Below are 17,240 nucleotides of genomic sequence, written 5' to 3'. Positions count from 1 at the left end.
AAGCTCCGTCAGCCGGCCGGCCTCAGGGTCAGGGCGCCGGTCAGGCCGCGCCACGGGTCGGTGTGGGGGAGGGCGGGGAGCTCGACGCGGGGCGGGAGGGCTGTCAGCAGGACGAGTTCGTGCAGGCGGTACGCCGGCCGGCCCGTTCGGCCCCTCTCGGCCGGTTCGAGCAGCCGCGCGTCGGCCAGCTCCTCCAGGGTCTGCTCCGCCGAGATCTCCGAGGTGCGCAGGCGTCGCGCGGCCGCCTCGGTCACGAACTCCCGGGTGCCGAACACCGCGAGGGCGGGCAGTGCCTCCCGGCTGCGGGCGCTCACCTCGCGCAGGGAGCGCGCGAGCGACTCGCGTACGTCCAGGCTGTCGTAGGTGAGTTCGTCCAGCCGGGACCACGGGTCGGCCAGCCGGGCGGCGAGGCGGGCGACGCGCCAGTGCGGGCGCGCGGCCAGCTGTACGGCGGCGATCCGTACCGCCAGCGGCAGCCCCGCGCAGGAACGGACGATCTCCCGGGCGGCGTCGGCCTCGGTGGCGATCCGCTCCGGCCCGGCGACCGTGGCCAGCAGCCGGGTCGCCTCCTCGTCGGTGAACGGCGCGAGGACCGCCGTGTCGTGGCCCGACGCCCCCGGCGGATGACGCCGGCCGGTGACCAGCACGGCCGCCTCGGGGCTGGTCGGCAGCAACGCCGACAGCTGGCCGTGGCCGGTCGCGTTGTCCAGCACGACCAGGATCCGGCGGCCCGCGCTGTGCGTGCGGTAGAGACGGACGAGTTCGTCGAGGGTGTCCTCGCCTGCGCCGGGGCCGATCGCGAGGGCGCGCAGGAAGGAGCGCAGGATCCCGGCGGGGTCGCGGGGCTCGCCGTCCGGCCGGGTCAGATCGGCGTAGAGCCGGCCGTCGGGGAACCGGTCCCGCAGCGCGTGGGCGGCGCGCAGGGCGAGGGCGGACTTGCCGACGCCCGCCATGCCGGTGACAAAGGCCTGCCGGGTACGGTCGCCCGCCCCGGGCTCCAACCGCGCGCGCAGCCACGCCAGTTCGGCCCGCCGCCCGGTGAAGTCGGGCAGGTCCGCCGGCAGCATCGCCGGCACGGACGCCCGGGGCGCAGCCTCGATACGGGCCGGCACGACACGGGGCAGGGTGCCCTCCAGGACGGCCTGGTGGACGGCGGTGAGGGTCTCGCCGGGGTCGATGCCCAGTTCGTCGGCGAGGATGCGCCGCCCGGACCGGAACACGGCCAACGCGTCCACCTGGCGGTCGCAGCGGTAGAGCGCGGTCATCAGCTGGGCGCGCAGCCGCTCCCGCATGGGGTGTTCGGCGGTCAGACTGGTCAGGTCGGGAACGAGCCGGTGGTGCCGGCCGAGGGCCAGCTCGGCCTCGATCCAGTCCTCGAGGGCGGCCAGCCGCATCTCCTCCAGACGCGGCCGCTCGGCGTCCGCGAGGAACTCGGTCACGTTGCTCAGCGCCGGACCGCGCACCAGGTCCAGGGCTGCCCGCAGCTCCCGCGCGGCCTGGTCGTGACGCCCCTGGGCCAGCGCCGCCCGCCCGTTGCGAGCGTGCCGCTGGAACTCCTCAATATCTAGGGTCACTTGATGGATGCTCAGCTGGTAGCCCCGGGACCGCCGTGTCAACTCCACGTCGGAGCCGAGCCGTTTGCGCAGCCGACTCACATATGTGTAGAGCTGCGCGCTCATCGTGGCCGGAGGGTCCCAGGCCCACAGCATGGTGCTCAGGTGGTCGTCGGAGACGGCGTGGCCGTCGGCGAGGATCAGAGTCGCGAGCACCGTGTGCACCTTCGTGCCCGGCAGTGCGATGACTCTGCCCTCGTCGTCTCTGGCCTCTACCTGTCCGAGTACGCGCAGCTCCACTGTCTCCCCCTGCTGTGTCTGAGACGAACCGACCGTCGGCCCCGGCGAGTTCGAGCACCAGGGGTACGTCAGTACGATTCTGTGGGCAGTTGAAGTCTGAAGTGGTGGCTTGAACCTGTCAGGACGCTGCAACGGCACACTGTGGCCACACGCGGCCTTCATGCCGTCTTCACCTCGCGCCGACGTCGCGGCGGACGTCTCAGCGCAGCAGTTCGGGATCCACCCAGCCCTGCATCAGGGCCAGCGCGCCCGCCTGGAAGCGGGTCTTGGCGCCCAGCTGTGCGGTCAGGTCGGCGGTCTCCCGGCGCACGGTGCGCACGGACACGCCGAGTCGACGGGCGATCGACTCGTCGGTGCAGCCCTTGGCGAGCAGCACGATGATCGCCTGGGAGCGGGCGCTGAGCGGGGTGTCCTGGCCCTCGGTGCCGTAGTCGTCCGCCGCGGACGGCTCACCGAGCGGACGCGAGCTCTGCCAGACCCGCTCGAAGAGCTCGCACAGCGCGCCGACCACCCCGTCTCCGCGCAGCACGAGGGCACCCTTGCCGGTCTCGTCGGGGTCGACGGGGACGATGGCGGTGGCCCGGTCGTAGATCACCATGCGCGGCGGCAGGGTGGGTGCCACACGCACCTGGGCCCCGCCTTCGGCCAGCCAGTGGACGTACTGGGTCGTCTCGCCGTCGTTCTTGATGCTCTCGAGATAGATCGAGCGCATCCGCACCCCCCGCCCCAGGACGCTGCTGTCCAGGGGGCGGCTGGCGGAGATGTTCGCGCTCGACATGGTGGACGAGGGGACGAATCCCAGCACCTCGTCGTCGCAGCCGGTGGCGAGGGATTCGATACGGAGCCGGATCGCGTCGATGCCGGTGAGCAGCTCGGTGTCCGGATGCTGCCGGGACCGGGTGAGGTCCGCGTACTCCGCGACCATCTCGACCAGTTCGCGCCGCCCGCGATCGATCTCCTCGAGCCGGCGCTGCAGTTCGGCCTCCTGCCGGTCGAGCAGATATCTCAGGCCGACCTCGGGTTCCACGGGTCTGAGCGCGTCCGGTTCCTGCCACGAGGGTCTGACGAGCAGCAGCCGGGCCAGCTCGCTCATGGCCTCGGCGACGCGCGGCTCCGGCCAGTCGAGCCGCCGCGCGATGTCGGCGGGGCTGCTGGTCGGCGCCTTCAGCATTTCCTTGTATACAGCCTCAGCAGCGGAGTCGAGACCCAGCGATCTGAGCACGCCTGTTCATCCCCCGTATGTATTCCGTTAAAATCCCCGCGGGAGTGACATATACGGCAGGAGAATTCGCGCCATTGTCCGCCCCCGGAACGAAAGTCTCTGTTACGAGGCGAGTTGCGTCAAGTGGAAATAGCTTTTAGTAAAGCGTGGGCAAACGTTTCTGAATGATTGGGAATCTTTTGGGGCGCACATCTCCGATGAGGTGTGCGCCCCGGGTCATCTTCTACGTAATCGTCACGACCTGCGGGTTCGCCAGCCGTCGGTAGTCCTCGGCGAGGATTGCGACCGACCGGTCGAGTCGCGCGGCGTTGAAGTACAGTTCCCGCTCCGCGAACAGTGCCGAATCGGCCACCACGCTGAGCTCGGGATGGAAGGAGAACGGCGTGATCGAGCCACTGACGGCCGCGCCGAGTTGCTCGGCGACCTCCCGGTCGGCGAACTGTGCTTTGCCGCCACCGCAGGCGCGCGCCAGCTGTTTGAGCCGCACCCGGCGGTCACCGGGTATGACGGCGAGCACATGTCGGGGGGCGGTGGCCGCCCCGGCCACGGTGACCACCATGCACTTGGCGGCGGCCGACAGGTCGTGGCCCCGCAGCTCGCTCGCGCGTACGGTCTGCCCCTCCGGCGGATGGTCCAGCAGGCGGTAGGGGACCTCCTCGCTCTCGAAGAGGGCGATCAGCCGACGGTAGGTGGAGGGAGCAGCCGCGGCCGACGGTGACACAGGGGACGGCGGCGGAACAAGCAGGGTCTCGGTCACGAGTCCTCCAGCGAGGGGTCGACGACGATCTTGGCGTGGCGGTCCGGTTCGCCCAGCTCGGCGATGGCGCCGGCGAGAGAGCCGAGGCCGGTCGTGCCGGTGATGATCACTCCCGCGTCGATCCGGCCCTCGGCGATGTCGCGCAGGGTCTGCCGGTACTCGGCCGGGCTGCCGCCGAACGAACCGCGGATGTCCAGCTCCTTGTTGGCCACCAGACCCGGTTCGACGGTGTCGGGGCGCAGACAGACGCCCACCAGCACGATCTTCGAGGCGGCGGGCGCGCCCTCCACGACCCGGGCGAGCATCCCGGGCGAGCCGACGCACTCGAAGACGACCGCCTCCGGTGGCTTCAGCCCCCGGTACTCGGCCGCCATCCGGTCCATCGTCCCGGTGATCACCCCGAGCGAGGTCCACCGGTCGTACGGCGATTCGAGCGCCGGATCGATCAGCAGGTCGGCGCCCAGCTTCGCCGCCAGCGCCCGGCGCGTGGGGGAGAAGTCGACGGCGACCACAGGCCCGTGCCCCCGGGCCTTCAGTACGGCGACGATGCCCAGGCCCACCGGGCCGAGCCCGATCACCATCGAGACGGCACCGGGTGCGGGTTCGGCCCTGCGCACGGCACGGGTGGCCACCGAGAACGGCTCGGTGAGCGCGGCCGTACGCGGGTCGAGGCCATTGGGCACGGGCAGCGTGAAGGCCTCGGAGAGGATCATGTACTCGCCGAAGCCGCCCGGGAACACAGGTGTGTAGCCGATGATCCCGGTGCCCTGCGGGCCGAAGCCGATGGGTGGCCCGCAGACCACCGTGCCCGTCGGCAGGGCGCGGACGGTGCCGGGCCCGTAGTCCACGATCTCCGCCGCGAACTCGTGGCCCAGCACCACCCCGTCGGCGATGTCGCACGGGGTGCCGCCCGAGCGGCGTACGACATCGGCGAACGCCGCGGGATCCCCCAGGGCATGCAGATCGGAACCGCAGATGCCGCAGGCCAGGGTGCGCACCAGCACCTGGCCCGCCTGCGGCACCGGGTCGGGGACCTCCTCGACGACGAGCGCTCCTGCGCGGGTGATCGCGGCACGCATACGACCGTCCCCCGTCCCCGGCTCAGGCGGCCGGAGCGCCGGCTAGCCGCTCCTCGAGCAGCTGGGCCAACGCGTCGACGGTCGGATGGTCCCAGGCCAGGGTCGGCTCGACCTCGATGCCGAACTCGTCCTCCACGTCACCGCACAGGGCGAGCGCGTAGACGGACTCCAGGCCGTACTCGACGAGCTTGACGTCGGGGCTGATGGTGTCGGCGGGGACCTCCAGATAGAACGCGATCCGGTCGGTGAGCCAGGTCTTGAGGTCCTGGGCGGTGGTGTTCATGAACGCACTTCCTTCTCGGTGCCCGGCGGTTCCGGGTGGTGTCACAGGGAGCGGGCGAACCCGGCGAGCGCGGAGGTCACGTCGGCGGGACGCTCCTGCTGGGTCCAGTGCCCGCAGCCCGGCAGCAGGACGGTGTCCCGCAGTCCGGGCACGGCCCGCCGCAACTCGGCGGCGAGGCGGCCGGGATCGAGGCCGCGGACGACGAAGTCGTGCTCGCCCGCGAGATACAGCGCCGGGACGGTCACCCGGGCGCGGTTGAACGGGGCGGTCAGCTCCCAGTTGGCGGACAGGTTGCGGTACCAGTTGAGGCCACCGGAGAAGCCCGTGGCGGTGAACGCGTCGGCGTACACGGCGAGGTCGTCCTCGGTCAGCCAGCCGGGCAGCCCCGACTCCGGCGGATACAGGTCGAGGAAGCCGCCGCCCTCCGGCACGACCGGTTCGAAGGCGGGCGTGCCCCCCGAGGTCCCGGCGAACAGCCGGCGCAGCGACCCCGGTACGTCCTCCTCCAACTCCCGCTCGGCGAGCCCGGGTCGCTGGAACCACAGCATGTAGAACCGGTCGCCGTACGTCCGTCGCAGCGCGGGCAGCGGGGGCAGTCCGGGGCGCGGCCGGTAGGGGATGCTCATCCCCACCACGCCCCGCACCAGGTCCGGTCGCATCAGGGCGGTGTGCCAGGCGACCTGGGAGCCCCAGTCGTGCCCGGCGACGACCGCCCGCCCGGCACCCAGCGCGCCGATCAGGGCGACGACATCGCCGACCAGGTGATGGATCGTGTACTCGGCCACGTTCGCCGGGCTCTCGGTGCGGCCGTAGCCGCGCATGTCGGGGGCCACGGCGTGGAAGCCGGCTTCGGCCAGGCCGGTCAGTTGGTGGCGCCAGGAGTACGACAGCTCGGGGAACCCGTGCAGCAGCAGGACCAGCGGGCCCTCGCCCGCCTCGGCCAGGTGCACCTGGCGGCCGGCCGCACGGACCGTGCGGTGGGTGATCTCAGCCATGGGTGCCGCCGCCCGTGCCGAGCGCGAGAAGCTGCGCGAGTTCGGCGCCGTCCAGCAGACGCAGCCGGGCGACCGGGCGGTCCGGGTCGGCGAGCGCCGCGTCGATGCCGCGCAGGAAGTAGCCCGCGAACTGCTCGACGGTCGCCGGGTCGAAGAGGTCCACGTCGTAGCGGAAGTCGACGGCGAGCGACCCGGCGCTCTGCCTGATGCTCACGGCAAGGTCCAACTGCCCCTCTGCCTGCGGGAGTTCGTAGGGCGAGAGCAGCAGGCCGGCGTGGCGGAGGGGTGCGGCGCCGTCCCCGCTGTCCTCGCCGTCCAGGAGCAGGCGCAGCAGCGGGTCCGGGGTCGGGGTGCCGATCATGTTGAAGGTGATCCGGCACAGCGACGAACCGGCGCTGGTGCGGGGGCGGTTGGCGGTGCGGGTGAGCAGCTCGAAGGGGTAGCCCACCCGGGCGAGGCCGTTCTTCACCTGTTCGTCGGCGGCGCGGGCCGCGTCGCGGAACGTCGTGCCCGGGGTGAAGTCGGCGCGGAACACCAGGGTGTTGATGAAGTTGCCGACCACCTCGCGCATCGCGGGGCTCAGCCGGGTGGTGGTGGGGCAGCCGACCAGGAAGCCGTTCTGCCGGGTGAACCGGTGCAGGACGCTCTGGAAGGTGCCGAGCAGGAACGAGAACAGCGACACCCCGGACGCCCGGGCCGCCTCCCGCAGCGGCTCCAGGCGTTCCTCGCCGAGATCGACGTGGTGGGTGCGTCCGGCGTTGCTCGGTGCGGCGGGCCGGGGTCGGTCGGTGGGGATCGCGACGGGTGCGGCGCCCTCGCACAGCTCCCGCCAGTACCCCGCCATGCGCGCACCGCGCGGCGACGCGAGCAGCGCCGCCTCCTTCTCGACGTACGTGTCGTACGACCCCCCGGGCGCCGCCGGCGTCGGCTCCGCCCCCTCGGTCAGCCGCCGGTACGTCTCCATCACGTCCCGCAGCACCAGCCAGTTGGAGGTGGCGTCGGTGGCGATGTGATGCCCGGCGACCAGGAAGACGGAGTCGGTCGGGCCGCGGTGCAGCAGCAGGAACCGGAAGGCGCCGCCGGTCTCCAGGGCGAAGGGCGAGATGAGCGCGGCGCGTACGGATTCCCCGAGCGACTCATCGCCCATGGACGGGAGTTGATGCACATCGAGACCGGTGAGCGGCGCTTCGTGCAGCAGCCGTACCGGCTCCCCGTCCACCTCGTCGAACGTCGAGCGCACCAGCTCGTGCCGGGCGGCGGTCTCGTACACCGCCAGTTCGAGCCGCTCCGCGTCGACGGCGGACCGGATCCGCAACGCGACCCCGGTGTTGTAGACCCCGCTGCCGGGCGCGAGCCGACGCAGGAACCACAGGGCCTGCTGGGCGTGCGAGAGCGGATGACGGCTGGCCATGACGATCCTCACTCCGGCGTCGAACGGCCGGTACGACAGGGGTGGTTGAAACGAAGGCGGGGTGAATCCGGGGTCGGTTGAATCGTGGACCGGTCGCAACAGGCCCTAGCGGCCCACGAACTCCGGCGCCCGCCGCTCCAGGGCCGCGTGCAGCCCCCGTTGGTGGTCCTCGGTGGCGAACAGGGCCGCGAACTCCTCCCGTTCGAGGTCGAGGCCGACGCTGAGGGGGTGGCCGAGACCGCCGTCGACGGCGCGTTTGACGGCGGCCAGCGCGGCCGTCGGGCGGCCGGCGAACTCCTGGGCGAGCCGCTGGGCCGCCGGCAGGACGTCGGTGTCGGGGACGACCTCGTCCACGAGACCCAGCCCGAGCGCCTCGTGGGCGGTCAGTCGGCGGCCGGTGAAGATGAGCTTCTTGGCCTGGCCGGGGCCGATCAGCCGGGGCAGCCGCTGGGTGCCGCCCGTACCGGGGATGATGCCCAGCCCGGTCTCCGGCAGCCCGAGCACCGCTCCCTCGCCGGCCACCCGGTAGTCCGCGCACAGCGCGAGCTCCAGTCCGCCGCCGAGCGCGTACCCCGCGATGGCCGCCACCACCGGCTTGGGGATCTCCGCGACGGCGTTGAAACCGGCGTGCAGCAGTCGGGTGTGCGCGCCGGCGGCGGCAGGGGAGCGGCCGGCCATGCCCCTGAGGTCGGCGCCGGTCGAGAAGACCCGCCGGTTGCCGTAGAGGATCACGGCCCGGACCGAGGCGTCCTGGCCGACCACCGCCGCCGCCGAGGTCATCTCCTTGGGCAGCTTCGGGTCGACCCCGCTGAACGCGGGCCGGTTCAGCCGGATCGTCGCCACCGGCCCGTCGATCTCGACCCGCACATAGGTACCGGTACCTGTCACTGTGTCCTCCCCCTTCACCGTTGCTCCCCCTTCAGGCGACCCGGCGGCCGACGAGATCGAAGCCGTACCCCTGCTCATGGCGTGCCGCGAGCTCGGCGAAGACGCGCGGTGCGACCGACTCCGCGCCCGCGACCGGGGGCAGCCCCAGCCGTCCGGCCAGCCGGGACAGCGCCCCCACCAGCCACTCCGGCTCGCCCAGGAACCCGCTCGGCTGCTCCGGGTTGCCCAGCCACACGCCCACGCAGCAGGCGGCGGCCAGCAGCAGCGCGTACCGCTCGGCGATCTCGAAGCTCGCCGGCCCCGCAAGGGGCGTACGGTCGCGCGGGGCCAGCGCGACGCAGTCCTCTCCGACCCGCTCCACCTCGCGTGCCAACTGCCCGCAGAGCGCGCCCAGTACGGGCTCACCGCGCAGCCGTACGGCTGCCTCCGGCAGTGTCGACAGCAGCGGATCCGTGCGGCCCGCCGTGATGCCCAGCCGGTCGAAGTCCAGCTCGGGCAGCGGTCCCGCGAGGCGGAACACGTCGGCGGGTGCGGCCTCCTCGGCGGGCCAGCCGTTGCGGGCCAGCCGGGGCAGCTGGGGAATGAGCGTGGCCTGGCAGACCGTGCCGCCCGCGTGCACCAGCGAGGCCACCGGCAGGTCCCGGGCGTGCTTCTGGAACACGCCGTAGGGCCCCTCCCGCAGGAACGAGCGGGCCCCCAGCACCACCGACAGCGCGTCGACGGTGTCCCGGAACAGCAGCGGCACGAGGAACTTGACCGCCGCCGCGTACACGCTCGTCTGGCGCGGCAGCAGATGCAGCGCCCGGCACACCGTGGTCGACATGGCGTCGGCGGCCAGCACGTCCAGGAACGCGTCGGCGAGGACGGATCGGGCGTGCGGCAGGTCGGCGACCGTACGCCGGTACAGGCGCCGCCCGACCGCGAAGTCCATGACCGTGCGCAGCTGTTGCTCCACCATCCCGACCGCGGCGGACGGCAGCACGGCCCGGGTGACCTGGAAGGCCCGCAGGATCGTCTCCATGGCCTCACCGGGTGTGCCGGTCAGCGAGGTCACGGGCAGCGCGCAGTCCCGGAACTCCAGGCCGCCCAGGTACATGGCGCGCACGCCGGAGGTGCGGAAGCGCGGCAGGAAGCGGAGCCGGTCGCGGGGCACGGTCGCCGGGTCGACCAGGACCATCGAGTGGCTGCGGCTGCCCGGCGCGTCACTGGTCCGCGCCAGTACGGTCACGGCCTCCGCCCGGGCCAGGTTGTTGATGATCTCCTTGCGCCCGTTCAGGACCAGCTCGTCCCGGCGGATCTCGGCCCGGAACGCGGTGCGGCCGACGTCGTTCCCGGTGGACATGTCGGTGTAGGCGGCCGCGATACGGCCGTTGCGGCACAGCACGTCCGCCAGCCAGGCCTGCTGCTGCGGGCTGCCGTCGGACCACACGTTGACCGAGCCGACCAGGTTGCTCGCCCCGTGGCCGAGCGCGAGCGCCCCGTCCCGGCGGAAGAGCGGGCGCAGCAGCCGCCCCAGCTCGTCGGCCCGCGCCAGCCGGCCGCCGAGCCGCTTCGGCACGAACTCGGCGCCGAGCCCGTAGGCGTCGAGGAGCCGCTCGCCCGCCTGGTGCAGGTCGCCGCGCTCGTCGGCGGCGAGGAAGGAGGCGAAGCCGTACGGATTGTCCTGGTCGTCGGGGTCGCCCAGCAGCGCGTCCAGCCGGGCCGGCGTACCGAGGTCGGCGTGGAGCGCAGGAGTCGCCGTGGCGGTGGTCATGCGCTGCCCTTCATGAGGGGGTAGTGCAGGAGGGACGGGAGGGCACCGGAGCCGTGCTGCTCGGCAAGGAACGGCACCAGCCGCTCCAGGACGTCGTCGGCCGGATCAGGTCGGCCGGGGCCCAGCCGGGCCAGCAGCCGCGCCAGTACGGCCTCCAGCCACAGCCCGTCCGCCCACAGCCCGGACCGGTCCGCCTGCGTCTCGCGATTGCGCAGCCACAGGTGTACGGCGGCGGAGGCGGCGTAGCAGTCGGCGTACCGCTCGGCCAGCCGGAAGGCGGCGGCGGGCACGTCGACGGCCGTGGGCCGGTGCGCGGCCAGCCGGGCGGCGAGGCCCTCGGCGGCGGCGCCGACCGCCTCCGCGCGGCGGGCCAGGGACACGGGTGCCTCCCCACGGGCCGCGAGCGCGGAGAGCTCCCGCGTCCCGGCGGCCAGGGCCTGCACCAGGCTGCTGCCGGTGCGCGGCAGCAGGGACAGCCGGTCGCGGTCGAACTCCGGGAGCTCGGCCGCGAGGTCGGTGGCGGCCGCAAGACCCTGCGCGTCGACGGTCCCCTTCTTCCACTGCCGTGCCAGGAGCGGGAAGTGATTCACCAGCGAGTGCAGGTTGACCAGGGTGTTGCCGTCGAAGATGCCGACGATCCGGTGGTCGCGCTGCACCTTCTGGAACCGGCCGTGCCGGAACGTCGGACCGACCAGCAGCGAACGCGCGCCGAGCACCGTGCCGAGCCGCCCGATGACCTGGTCGACCAGCGTGGGCACGAAGAACTTGGTGATCGCCGAGACGGTGGCGAGCTCGCCGGTCAGGGCGTGGATGCTGCGGCCCGAAACCAGCGTGACCGCCTCGGCCAGCAGCACGTCGGCGTACGACTGCGCGAGCATCCGGCGGGTCTGCGGCAGGTCGATCAGCGTGCTGCCGTACGCCTGCCGCTCCAGGGCGTACCCCGTGGCGAGGTCCAGCGCGTTGTCGGCGGCGCCGAGCGAGAGGGAGGCGCACAGGATCCGGGTCAGCTGGAGGCTCTTGAGGACGATCTCGGCGCCGGCGCCCTCCTCGCCGACCAGCGCCGCCCCCGGCACCGGTGCCCCGGCGAACGTCACTCCGCTGATGTCGGCGCCCCGGATGCCGTGCAGCCTGACGGCGGGTAGCGGCCGGCAGACGGCGGGGTCCAGGCGGGCCTTGTCGATCAGCAGCAGGCTGAAGTCCCGGGCGCCGCCCGGCGCCGAGCCGTCACCGTCCCGCTCGCCGGTACGGGCGAGCACGCACACGAAGCGGCCCCGGTTGGCGTTGTTGATCAGCCACTTCTCGCCGCTCACCGAGTAGCCGCCGCCGGTGTCCGGGCGGGCGACGACCTCGCCCGCGAGCAGGTCACTGCCGTGGTCGCGTTCGGTCAGCCCCCAGGACACCACGGCACCGTCCAGGACCGGCCGGGCCAGCGCCTCGGCCTGCTCCCGGGAGCCGCCGACCCAGACGGAGACGGCGCCCAGGAACGTCTTGCCGTGCGCGACGGCCACGGTCAGGTCCCGCCGGGCGATGGCCCGCATCTGCTGGAGCACCTGCTCATAGCCGCCCAGCGAACCGCCGTACGCCACCGGGACGTACGAGGCGGGCAGGCCCAGGAAGTCCAGTTCGCGGCAGATCTCGACCGGGAACTCCTCCCGGTCGTCCAGCGACCCGCACCGGGCGTAAGAGAACAGCCGCCCGTCGTCGTCGGGGTCGCCGAGCCGGTGGTCGAGAAGCGCGGCCGTCCGGAACACCGGGTGGGCGGTGACGGGGGTCGTCATACCGGCGTCGCCTCGCTCCGGTAGCGGCCGGCCGCCGCCGTGTCGAGGTCCTCGAAGACCGCCTCCAGGCCGCCGTCGATGAACAGCTCGCGCATCAGCGAGCGCTGCACCTTGCCACTGGTGGTCTTGCGGACCTGCCCCGGGCGCAGCAGCACCAGGTTGGCGATGCGGACGCCGACACGTGCGGACAGATCGCCCCGCAACCGGGCTGACAGCGCGGCGAGTTCGTCCGGGTCGGCCGGGGCGCGCCGGATCTCCTGCATGACGACGATCTGCTCACCCTCGGAAGCCGAGCCCGGAGCCCCGGCCCCCGCCGCCGGAACCGAGCAGGCGCTGCCGCTCAGCCCCCGGAAACCATCGTGCAGGGACACCAGTTCGCGCTCGATGTCGTGCGGATGCAGATTGCGGCCGTTGACGATCAGCAGGTCCTTGAGCCGGCCGGTGACGTACAGCCGCCCGTCGTGCAGGACCCCGATGTCGCCGGTGCGCAGGAAGCCCCGCTCCCCCTCGACGGTGGACGCCCGGAAGATCCGCTCGGTGACCTCCTCACGACGCCAGTAGCCGGCCGCGACGCTCGCACCGCGTACCCAGATCTCGCCGGCCCTGCCGTCGGGCCGGGTGGCCAGGGTGTCGGGGTCCACGATCCGCAGTTCGAGGTCGTGCACGCGGCCGCTGCTCACCAGCCACGTCCCCGCCGTGCCGGGCGCCACCGGGCGGAACTCCTTGGCGGCCAGCGCGTCGGTGTCGACGGAGGTGAGAACAGGCGCCTCGCCCGGCAGGGTGCCGGAGACGATCAGGGTGGTCTCCGCCATGCCGTAGCAGGGGCTGAAGTGGTCGAGCCGGAAACCGGCCGGGGCGAAACGCTCGGCGAACCGGCGCATCGTGTCGGCGCTCACCGGCTCCGCGCCGTTGCCGGCGCTGACCAGGGAACCGAAGTCCAGCCCGGTCAGCTGCGCGTCTGTCACGCGGCGGGTGCACAGGTCGTACGCGAAGTTGGGCGCCACGATCGTGTTGATCCGTTTGAGGCCGACCAGTCGTAGCCACACATGGGGGCGGCGCAGGAAGTCCATGGGGGACATGAGGTAGGCGGTCGCGCCCTGGCACAGCGGGGTGAGCAGCATGCCCATCAGACCCATGTCATGGTGCTGCGGCAGCCAGGACAGAGTGCGGTGGCCGGCATCGACGCCGAACGCACGGCTTGTCAGACCAAGGTTGTGGTTCAGCGAACCCCAGGTCACCAGGACGCCCTTGGGGTCGCTGGTCGAACCCGACGTGTACTGGACGATCACCGGCCGCTCGTCGGCGGGGGGCTCGGCCTGCCAGTCGGAGGGGGCGTCCGGCAGGCCGAGCCGGTCAGTGGCGACGCACGGGATGTCGTCGAGCCCGGCATGGGCGAGGAGGCCCAGCGCCGTGTCGTGGTTCTCGGAGTCGGTGAGCACCAGGGACACCTCGGCGTCCCGCACGATGCCGTCGGAGCGGGTGCTGTGGCCGCGCTGGGTGCTCGGCTGCGGCGCGGGTATCGCGACCACACCGGCGTACATGCAGCCGGCCAGGACGCTCACGAAGTCCAGTCCGGTGCCGTACAGCAGCATCACCCGGTCCCCGACCGCGCACCGCTCCCGCAGCCAGCAGGCCAGGGCACGCGCCCTGCGGTCGAGTTCGCCGTACGTCAGCGGCTCCTCCAGCGGACCGGAGGCGCCGTGCCGTACGAAGACCACTGCTTCCCTGTCCGGTATCTCGCGGCCGTGCCGCACCAGTCGGCTCAGTAGGTCAACGGGCATGGGGGCGGGATCCTTTCCTGCAACGAGGGTGATGGGCGCATGACGACCCGGTCACTGTGGGACGGCTCAGGGACGGGAGTGTCGCGTGGCCGCGAGCACCTGCTGGAGCCGCAGGTCGGACTGGAGATGTCCGGTGATGTGCGCCAGCAGCTGCTGCTCCTGGTCCTGGAGGTAGAAGTGATCGCCGGGGAGCACTCGCGTCTCGAACGCACCTTGGGTGTACTCCGACCACGCCGTGAGCTCGTCATAGGTGCAGCCGCTGTCCTCGGCGCCGACGTACGCCACCAGCGGGGCCCGGTGCTTCGGGGCGTCCGGCACCGGATGGTAGGCCGCGGACAGGCGGTAGTCCGAGCGGATGCTCGGCATCACCAGCTCCAGCAACAGCGGGTCGTCGATGGCGGCCAGCGACGAGTGGCCGAGCTCGCGCAGTTCCGCCAGGAACTCCGCGTCGTCCGTCGGCTGCTCCTTCTCACGTTCGCGGCGGTGCGGAGCCTCGGAGCCGGACACGAACAGCCGTACCGGCGAGATGCCGTACTCCGACTGGAGCCGCAGCGCGACCTCGTGGGCCACGACGGCTCCCATGCTGTGCCCGAACAAGGCCAGGGGAGCGTCCGCCAGCGGGCGCAGCGCGGCGGCGATCGCGTCAGCCATCGTGTGCACGGACTCGGCGAACGGCTCGCCGATACGGTCCTGGCGGCCCGGATAGCAGGTCGCCAACAACTCGATGTCCTCCGGCAGGGAGCCGGCCCAGCTGCGGTACGCGGTCGGTGCGCCGCCGGCGTGCGGGAAGCACACCAGACGCAGGGTCGGCTCAGGGGTGCCGCGGTACGTGCGGAACCACCGGGCTGCGGGGTCGGTCATGACTGTCCTTCCGGACCGATGGAACAGGCCGCGGACACGACTGCCCCGCCGTGCCAGCCCGTCCAAGCTGCCGTCACGGCCTATATCCGGCCCATATCGCCTACCGCGAGGAAGAGCGCGAGACGATCCCGCTCTGCCGTGGCAAGCGAGCCCGATGCGGCGTGCGTAGAAGTTCCTCAGACTTCATGCACCTGCGGGCGCTGCCGGGTAGCGTTGGCGACCTTGGGGTCCTCTTGTGCTTTGTCGCGGATCCCGTGCTGGGATGCACCTGTATTTCCGCAGTTCAGAGCCTTGTGGTGGAGTTCCGCTTCAACGTCTGACCACGATCAGAAACCTGTGTTCCCCGCCTCCCGGCGGGCGGACACAGGTTTCTGTCCATGGAGGGGGGACCGTGGGGCGGGACGAGCGGGAGACGGTCGCGAGGGGAGCGCGGCTGTTCGAGGCGGCCCGGGCCGTGGTCGTCGACCACGGCAGGGCGGCGGAGGCCGTACGGGCCGCGCTGAAGCCGCTGCACGACGCGGCGGTGAAGCGGGAGCTCGACGCGATCCCCGTGGCCCGGCTCCAGGACGTCACCGAGGGGCGGCTGCGGCTCGGGAGCGTCGAGAAGAACGGCCTGCGCACGGTCGGCGACGTGCTCGAAGCGGGCCCCTACCGGCTCCGGCAGATCCCCGGCGTCGGACAGCGCACCGTCGACCAGATGCTCGGGGCCGCCCGGCGGCTCTCCGAGGCGGCGCACGAGACCGTGGCCGTCCACATCGACGTCGAGCGGCCGGAACCGCGTACCACCGCACTGGTCATGGCACTGCACGTCCTGGTGGAGGCCGGCCCGGACGCCCGGCGTGCGGTCGACAAGGCCGCCGGCATGGCGAAGCGGCTCGATCCGCTGCTCGCCGACGCCGGGCTCGCCGTCAAACGGATCCGGATGCTCCTGGCGGGCCAGGAGAAGAAGGCGCGCGCGTGGGCCGCCGTCGCCGAGATCCGGTCGCTGGTGGACGAGGCGGAGCGGGGGGACCTGCCCGGGCTCCTCGCCCAGGCCTCGGTGGACCTGCTCCGGGGGCCCGCGACCGAGATCGCGGCCTGGGTGGACTTCGAACTCCGCTCCGCCGAGTACTACAGCCTGCTAGCCGAGATCTCCGGGCGGCAGCCCGACCTGGCCGCCGCCGAGGGATTCCTGCCGGACGAGATCGCCGAGCGGGTGCGGACCCAGCACCTCGACGACACCCACCGGCGGGTCTCCCTGCGCGGCTACCAGGCGTTCGGCGCACGGTTCGCGCTCGCGCAGCGCAAGGTGATACTCGGCGACGAGATGGGCCTCGGCAAGACCATCCAGGCGATCGCCGTGCTGGCACACCTCGCCGCCGGGGGACAGAGCCACTTCATGGTCGTCTGCCCGGCGAGCGTCCTCGTGAACTGGACCCGGGAGATCGAGGCCCGCAGCGCCCTGCGGGTCACCGTGCTCCACGGACCCGACCGGCACCTCGCGTTCGCCGACTGGAAGGCGCGGGGCGGGGCCGGGGTGACCACCTTCGACGCGCTGCGCGGCTTCCCCGCCCCCGACCGCGGGGAGGTCGCCCTGCTCGTGGTGGACGAAGCGCACTCCGTGAAGAACCCGAAGGCCAAGCGGTCCCAGGCGGTCGCCGGGTGGGCGGAGCGGTGCGAGCGCGCCCTCCTGATGACCGGGACCCCGATGGAGAACAGGGTCGTGGAGTTCCACCACCTGGTCCGGATGCTCGACCGCGACCTTGCGGACTCCCTCGGTGAGGGAGATGCCCTGGCCGGGTCGGCCGGCTTCCGCAAGGCCGTCGCCCCGGTCTACCTGCGCCGCAACCAGGAGGACGTGCTGACGGAACTCCCGAGCCTCCAGCACACCGACCAGTGGGAGGAGCTGAGCGCGTCGGACGCGGAGGCCTACCGGGAGGCCGTGGCCGCGGGCAACTTCATGGCGATGCGCAGGGCCGCGTACATGGCGCCCGAGAAGTCGGCCAAGCTGGACCGGCTCCGGGAGATCGTCCAGGAGGCCGGGGAGAACGGGCAGAAGACGGTGGTCTTCTCCTACTTCAAGGACGTCCTGGGCGTGGTGCAGGAGGCAATCGCGCCGGGGGACTCGGGCGGCGTCCCGCTGTTCGGCCCGTTCACCGGCAGTGTCCCCGCCGGGCGACGGCAGCGGATCGTCGACGAGTTCACCGCTGTCCCGGGCCCCGCGGTCCTCGTGGCGCAGATCCAGGCGGCGGGCATCGGCCTCAACCTCCAGGCTGCCTCCGTCGTCGTCATCTGCGAACCCCAGATCAAGCCGACCATCGAGCACCAGGCCGTGGCCCGGGCCCACCGCATGGGGCAGGTCAGACCGGTCCGCGTGTACCGTCTCCTCGCCACCGGGGGCGTCGACGAACGCCTGGTGAGACTGCTGGAGACCAAGACCCGCCTCTTCGACGCCTACGCCCGCCGCAGCGCCGTGGCCGAGGCGTCCCCGGACGCGATCGACGTGTCGGACACCGAACTGGCCCGGCGGATCGTCGAGGAGGAACAGGCCCGTCTGGGCCTGACGGCCGAGAGGCTCACGACCGCCGAGTGACGCGGCG

At 72.4% G+C, this 17,240-nt stretch carries 13 protein-coding genes; 1 reads left to right on the top strand and 12 read right to left on the bottom strand.

From position 1 onward, the window contains the following. Nucleotides 1-8: 8 nt before the first annotated feature. The 12 genes from IF54_RS0120765 to IF54_RS0120710 form a co-directional block, all read right to left on the bottom strand. Nucleotides 9-1,769, bottom strand: coding sequence for an AfsR/SARP family transcriptional regulator (locus IF54_RS0120765; protein ID WP_234439018.1), 1,761 nt, complete (start codon nucleotides 1,767-1,769; stop codon nucleotides 9-11). A gap of 283 nt (nucleotides 1,770-2,052) precedes the next feature. Beyond that, nucleotides 2,053-3,075, bottom strand: coding sequence for a helix-turn-helix transcriptional regulator (locus IF54_RS0120760; protein ID WP_030320813.1), 1,023 nt, complete (start codon nucleotides 3,073-3,075; stop codon nucleotides 2,053-2,055). A gap of 223 nt (nucleotides 3,076-3,298) precedes the next feature. Next, on the bottom strand, nucleotides 3,299-3,832 hold the full coding sequence (locus IF54_RS0120755; protein WP_234439017.1) for a YbaK/EbsC family protein: 534 nt from the start codon (nucleotides 3,830-3,832) through the stop codon (nucleotides 3,299-3,301). Next, on the bottom strand, nucleotides 3,829-4,911 hold the full coding sequence (locus tag IF54_RS0120750; RefSeq protein WP_030320810.1) for a zinc-binding dehydrogenase: 1,083 nt from the start codon (nucleotides 4,909-4,911) through the stop codon (nucleotides 3,829-3,831). Before IF54_RS0120750 ends, IF54_RS0120755 begins: the two co-directional genes overlap by 4 nt. A gap of 22 nt (nucleotides 4,912-4,933) precedes the next feature. Beyond that, nucleotides 4,934-5,194: an acyl carrier protein gene (locus tag IF54_RS0120745; protein WP_030320809.1), complete on the bottom strand. Its 261-nt coding sequence runs from the start codon at nucleotides 5,192-5,194 to the stop codon at nucleotides 4,934-4,936. Between the two features lie 41 nt (nucleotides 5,195-5,235). Continuing rightward, a complete protein-coding gene (locus IF54_RS0120740) occupies nucleotides 5,236-6,189 on the bottom strand; it encodes an alpha/beta fold hydrolase (protein WP_030320806.1) in 954 nt (317 codons plus the stop codon). Further along, complete coding sequence (locus IF54_RS0120735) at nucleotides 6,182-7,600, bottom strand: condensation domain-containing protein (protein WP_030320805.1); 1,419 nt, start codon at nucleotides 7,598-7,600, stop codon at nucleotides 6,182-6,184. The genes IF54_RS0120740 and IF54_RS0120735 overlap by 8 nt, the downstream gene beginning before the upstream one ends. 105 nt (nucleotides 7,601-7,705) lie before the next feature. Continuing rightward, nucleotides 7,706-8,488 (bottom strand): enoyl-CoA hydratase/isomerase family protein, encoded by a 783-nt coding sequence (locus IF54_RS0120730; RefSeq protein WP_037820314.1) that lies wholly within the window; start codon nucleotides 8,486-8,488, stop codon nucleotides 7,706-7,708. A 31-nt stretch (nucleotides 8,489-8,519) separates the two neighbouring features. After that, complete coding sequence (locus IF54_RS0120725; RefSeq protein ID WP_051735483.1) at nucleotides 8,520-10,241, bottom strand: acyl-CoA dehydrogenase; 1,722 nt, start codon at nucleotides 10,239-10,241, stop codon at nucleotides 8,520-8,522. Continuing rightward, on the bottom strand, nucleotides 10,238-12,019 hold the full coding sequence (locus tag IF54_RS0120720) for an acyl-CoA dehydrogenase family protein (protein ID WP_030320798.1): 1,782 nt from the start codon (nucleotides 12,017-12,019) through the stop codon (nucleotides 10,238-10,240). Before IF54_RS0120720 ends, IF54_RS0120725 begins: the two co-directional genes overlap by 4 nt. Beyond that, nucleotides 12,016-13,800, bottom strand: a complete 1,785-nt coding sequence (locus IF54_RS0120715; protein ID WP_078852053.1) for a fatty acyl-AMP ligase — start codon at nucleotides 13,798-13,800, stop codon at nucleotides 12,016-12,018. Before IF54_RS0120715 ends, IF54_RS0120720 begins: the two co-directional genes overlap by 4 nt. A gap of 66 nt (nucleotides 13,801-13,866) precedes the next feature. Next, nucleotides 13,867-14,661 carry a thioesterase II family protein gene (locus tag IF54_RS0120710; RefSeq protein WP_051735481.1) on the bottom strand — a complete coding sequence of 265 codons (795 nt, stop codon included), beginning with the start codon at nucleotides 14,659-14,661 and terminating at the stop codon, nucleotides 13,867-13,869. 391 nt (nucleotides 14,662-15,052) lie between these two features. On the opposite strand from IF54_RS0120710, the gene IF54_RS0120705 reads away from it, so the two are divergent. Continuing rightward, a complete protein-coding gene (locus IF54_RS0120705; protein ID WP_199821228.1) occupies nucleotides 15,053-17,233 on the top strand; it encodes a DEAD/DEAH box helicase in 2,181 nt (726 codons plus the stop codon). Nucleotides 17,234-17,240 lie beyond the last annotated feature (7 nt).

Origin of the sequence: Streptomyces sp. NRRL B-3229 (assembly GCF_000719505.1) — a bacterium.
In the GTDB taxonomy this organism is placed as follows: domain Bacteria; phylum Actinomycetota; class Actinomycetes; order Streptomycetales; family Streptomycetaceae; genus Streptomyces; species Streptomyces griseorubiginosus.
The sequence above is the reverse complement of the archived record's forward strand: the minus strand, read 5'-3'. Positions and strand labels throughout refer to the sequence as shown.

Bases quoted from the DNA above. Each gene is read 5' to 3' on its own strand.
- IF54_RS0120750 (WP_030320810.1), bottom strand. From the start codon at position 4,911: ATGCGTGCCGCGATCACCCGCGCAGGAGCGCTCGTCGTCGAGGAGGTC.
- IF54_RS0120745 (WP_030320809.1), bottom strand. From the start codon at position 5,194: ATGAACACCACCGCCCAGGACCTCAAGACCTGGCTCACCGACCGGATC.
- IF54_RS0120740 (WP_030320806.1), bottom strand. From the start codon at position 6,189: ATGGCTGAGATCACCCACCGCACGGTCCGTGCGGCCGGCCGCCAGGTG.
- IF54_RS0120735 (WP_030320805.1), bottom strand. From the start codon at position 7,600: ATGGCCAGCCGTCATCCGCTCTCGCACGCCCAGCAGGCCCTGTGGTTC.
- IF54_RS0120725 (WP_051735483.1), bottom strand. From the start codon at position 10,241: ATGACCACCGCCACGGCGACTCCTGCGCTCCACGCCGACCTCGGTACG.
- IF54_RS0120720 (WP_030320798.1), bottom strand. From the start codon at position 12,019: ATGACGACCCCCGTCACCGCCCACCCGGTGTTCCGGACGGCCGCGCTT.
- IF54_RS0120715 (WP_078852053.1), bottom strand. From the start codon at position 13,800: ATGCCCGTTGACCTACTGAGCCGACTGGTGCGGCACGGCCGCGAGATA.
- IF54_RS0120710 (WP_051735481.1), bottom strand. From the start codon at position 14,661: ATGACCGACCCCGCAGCCCGGTGGTTCCGCACGTACCGCGGCACCCCT.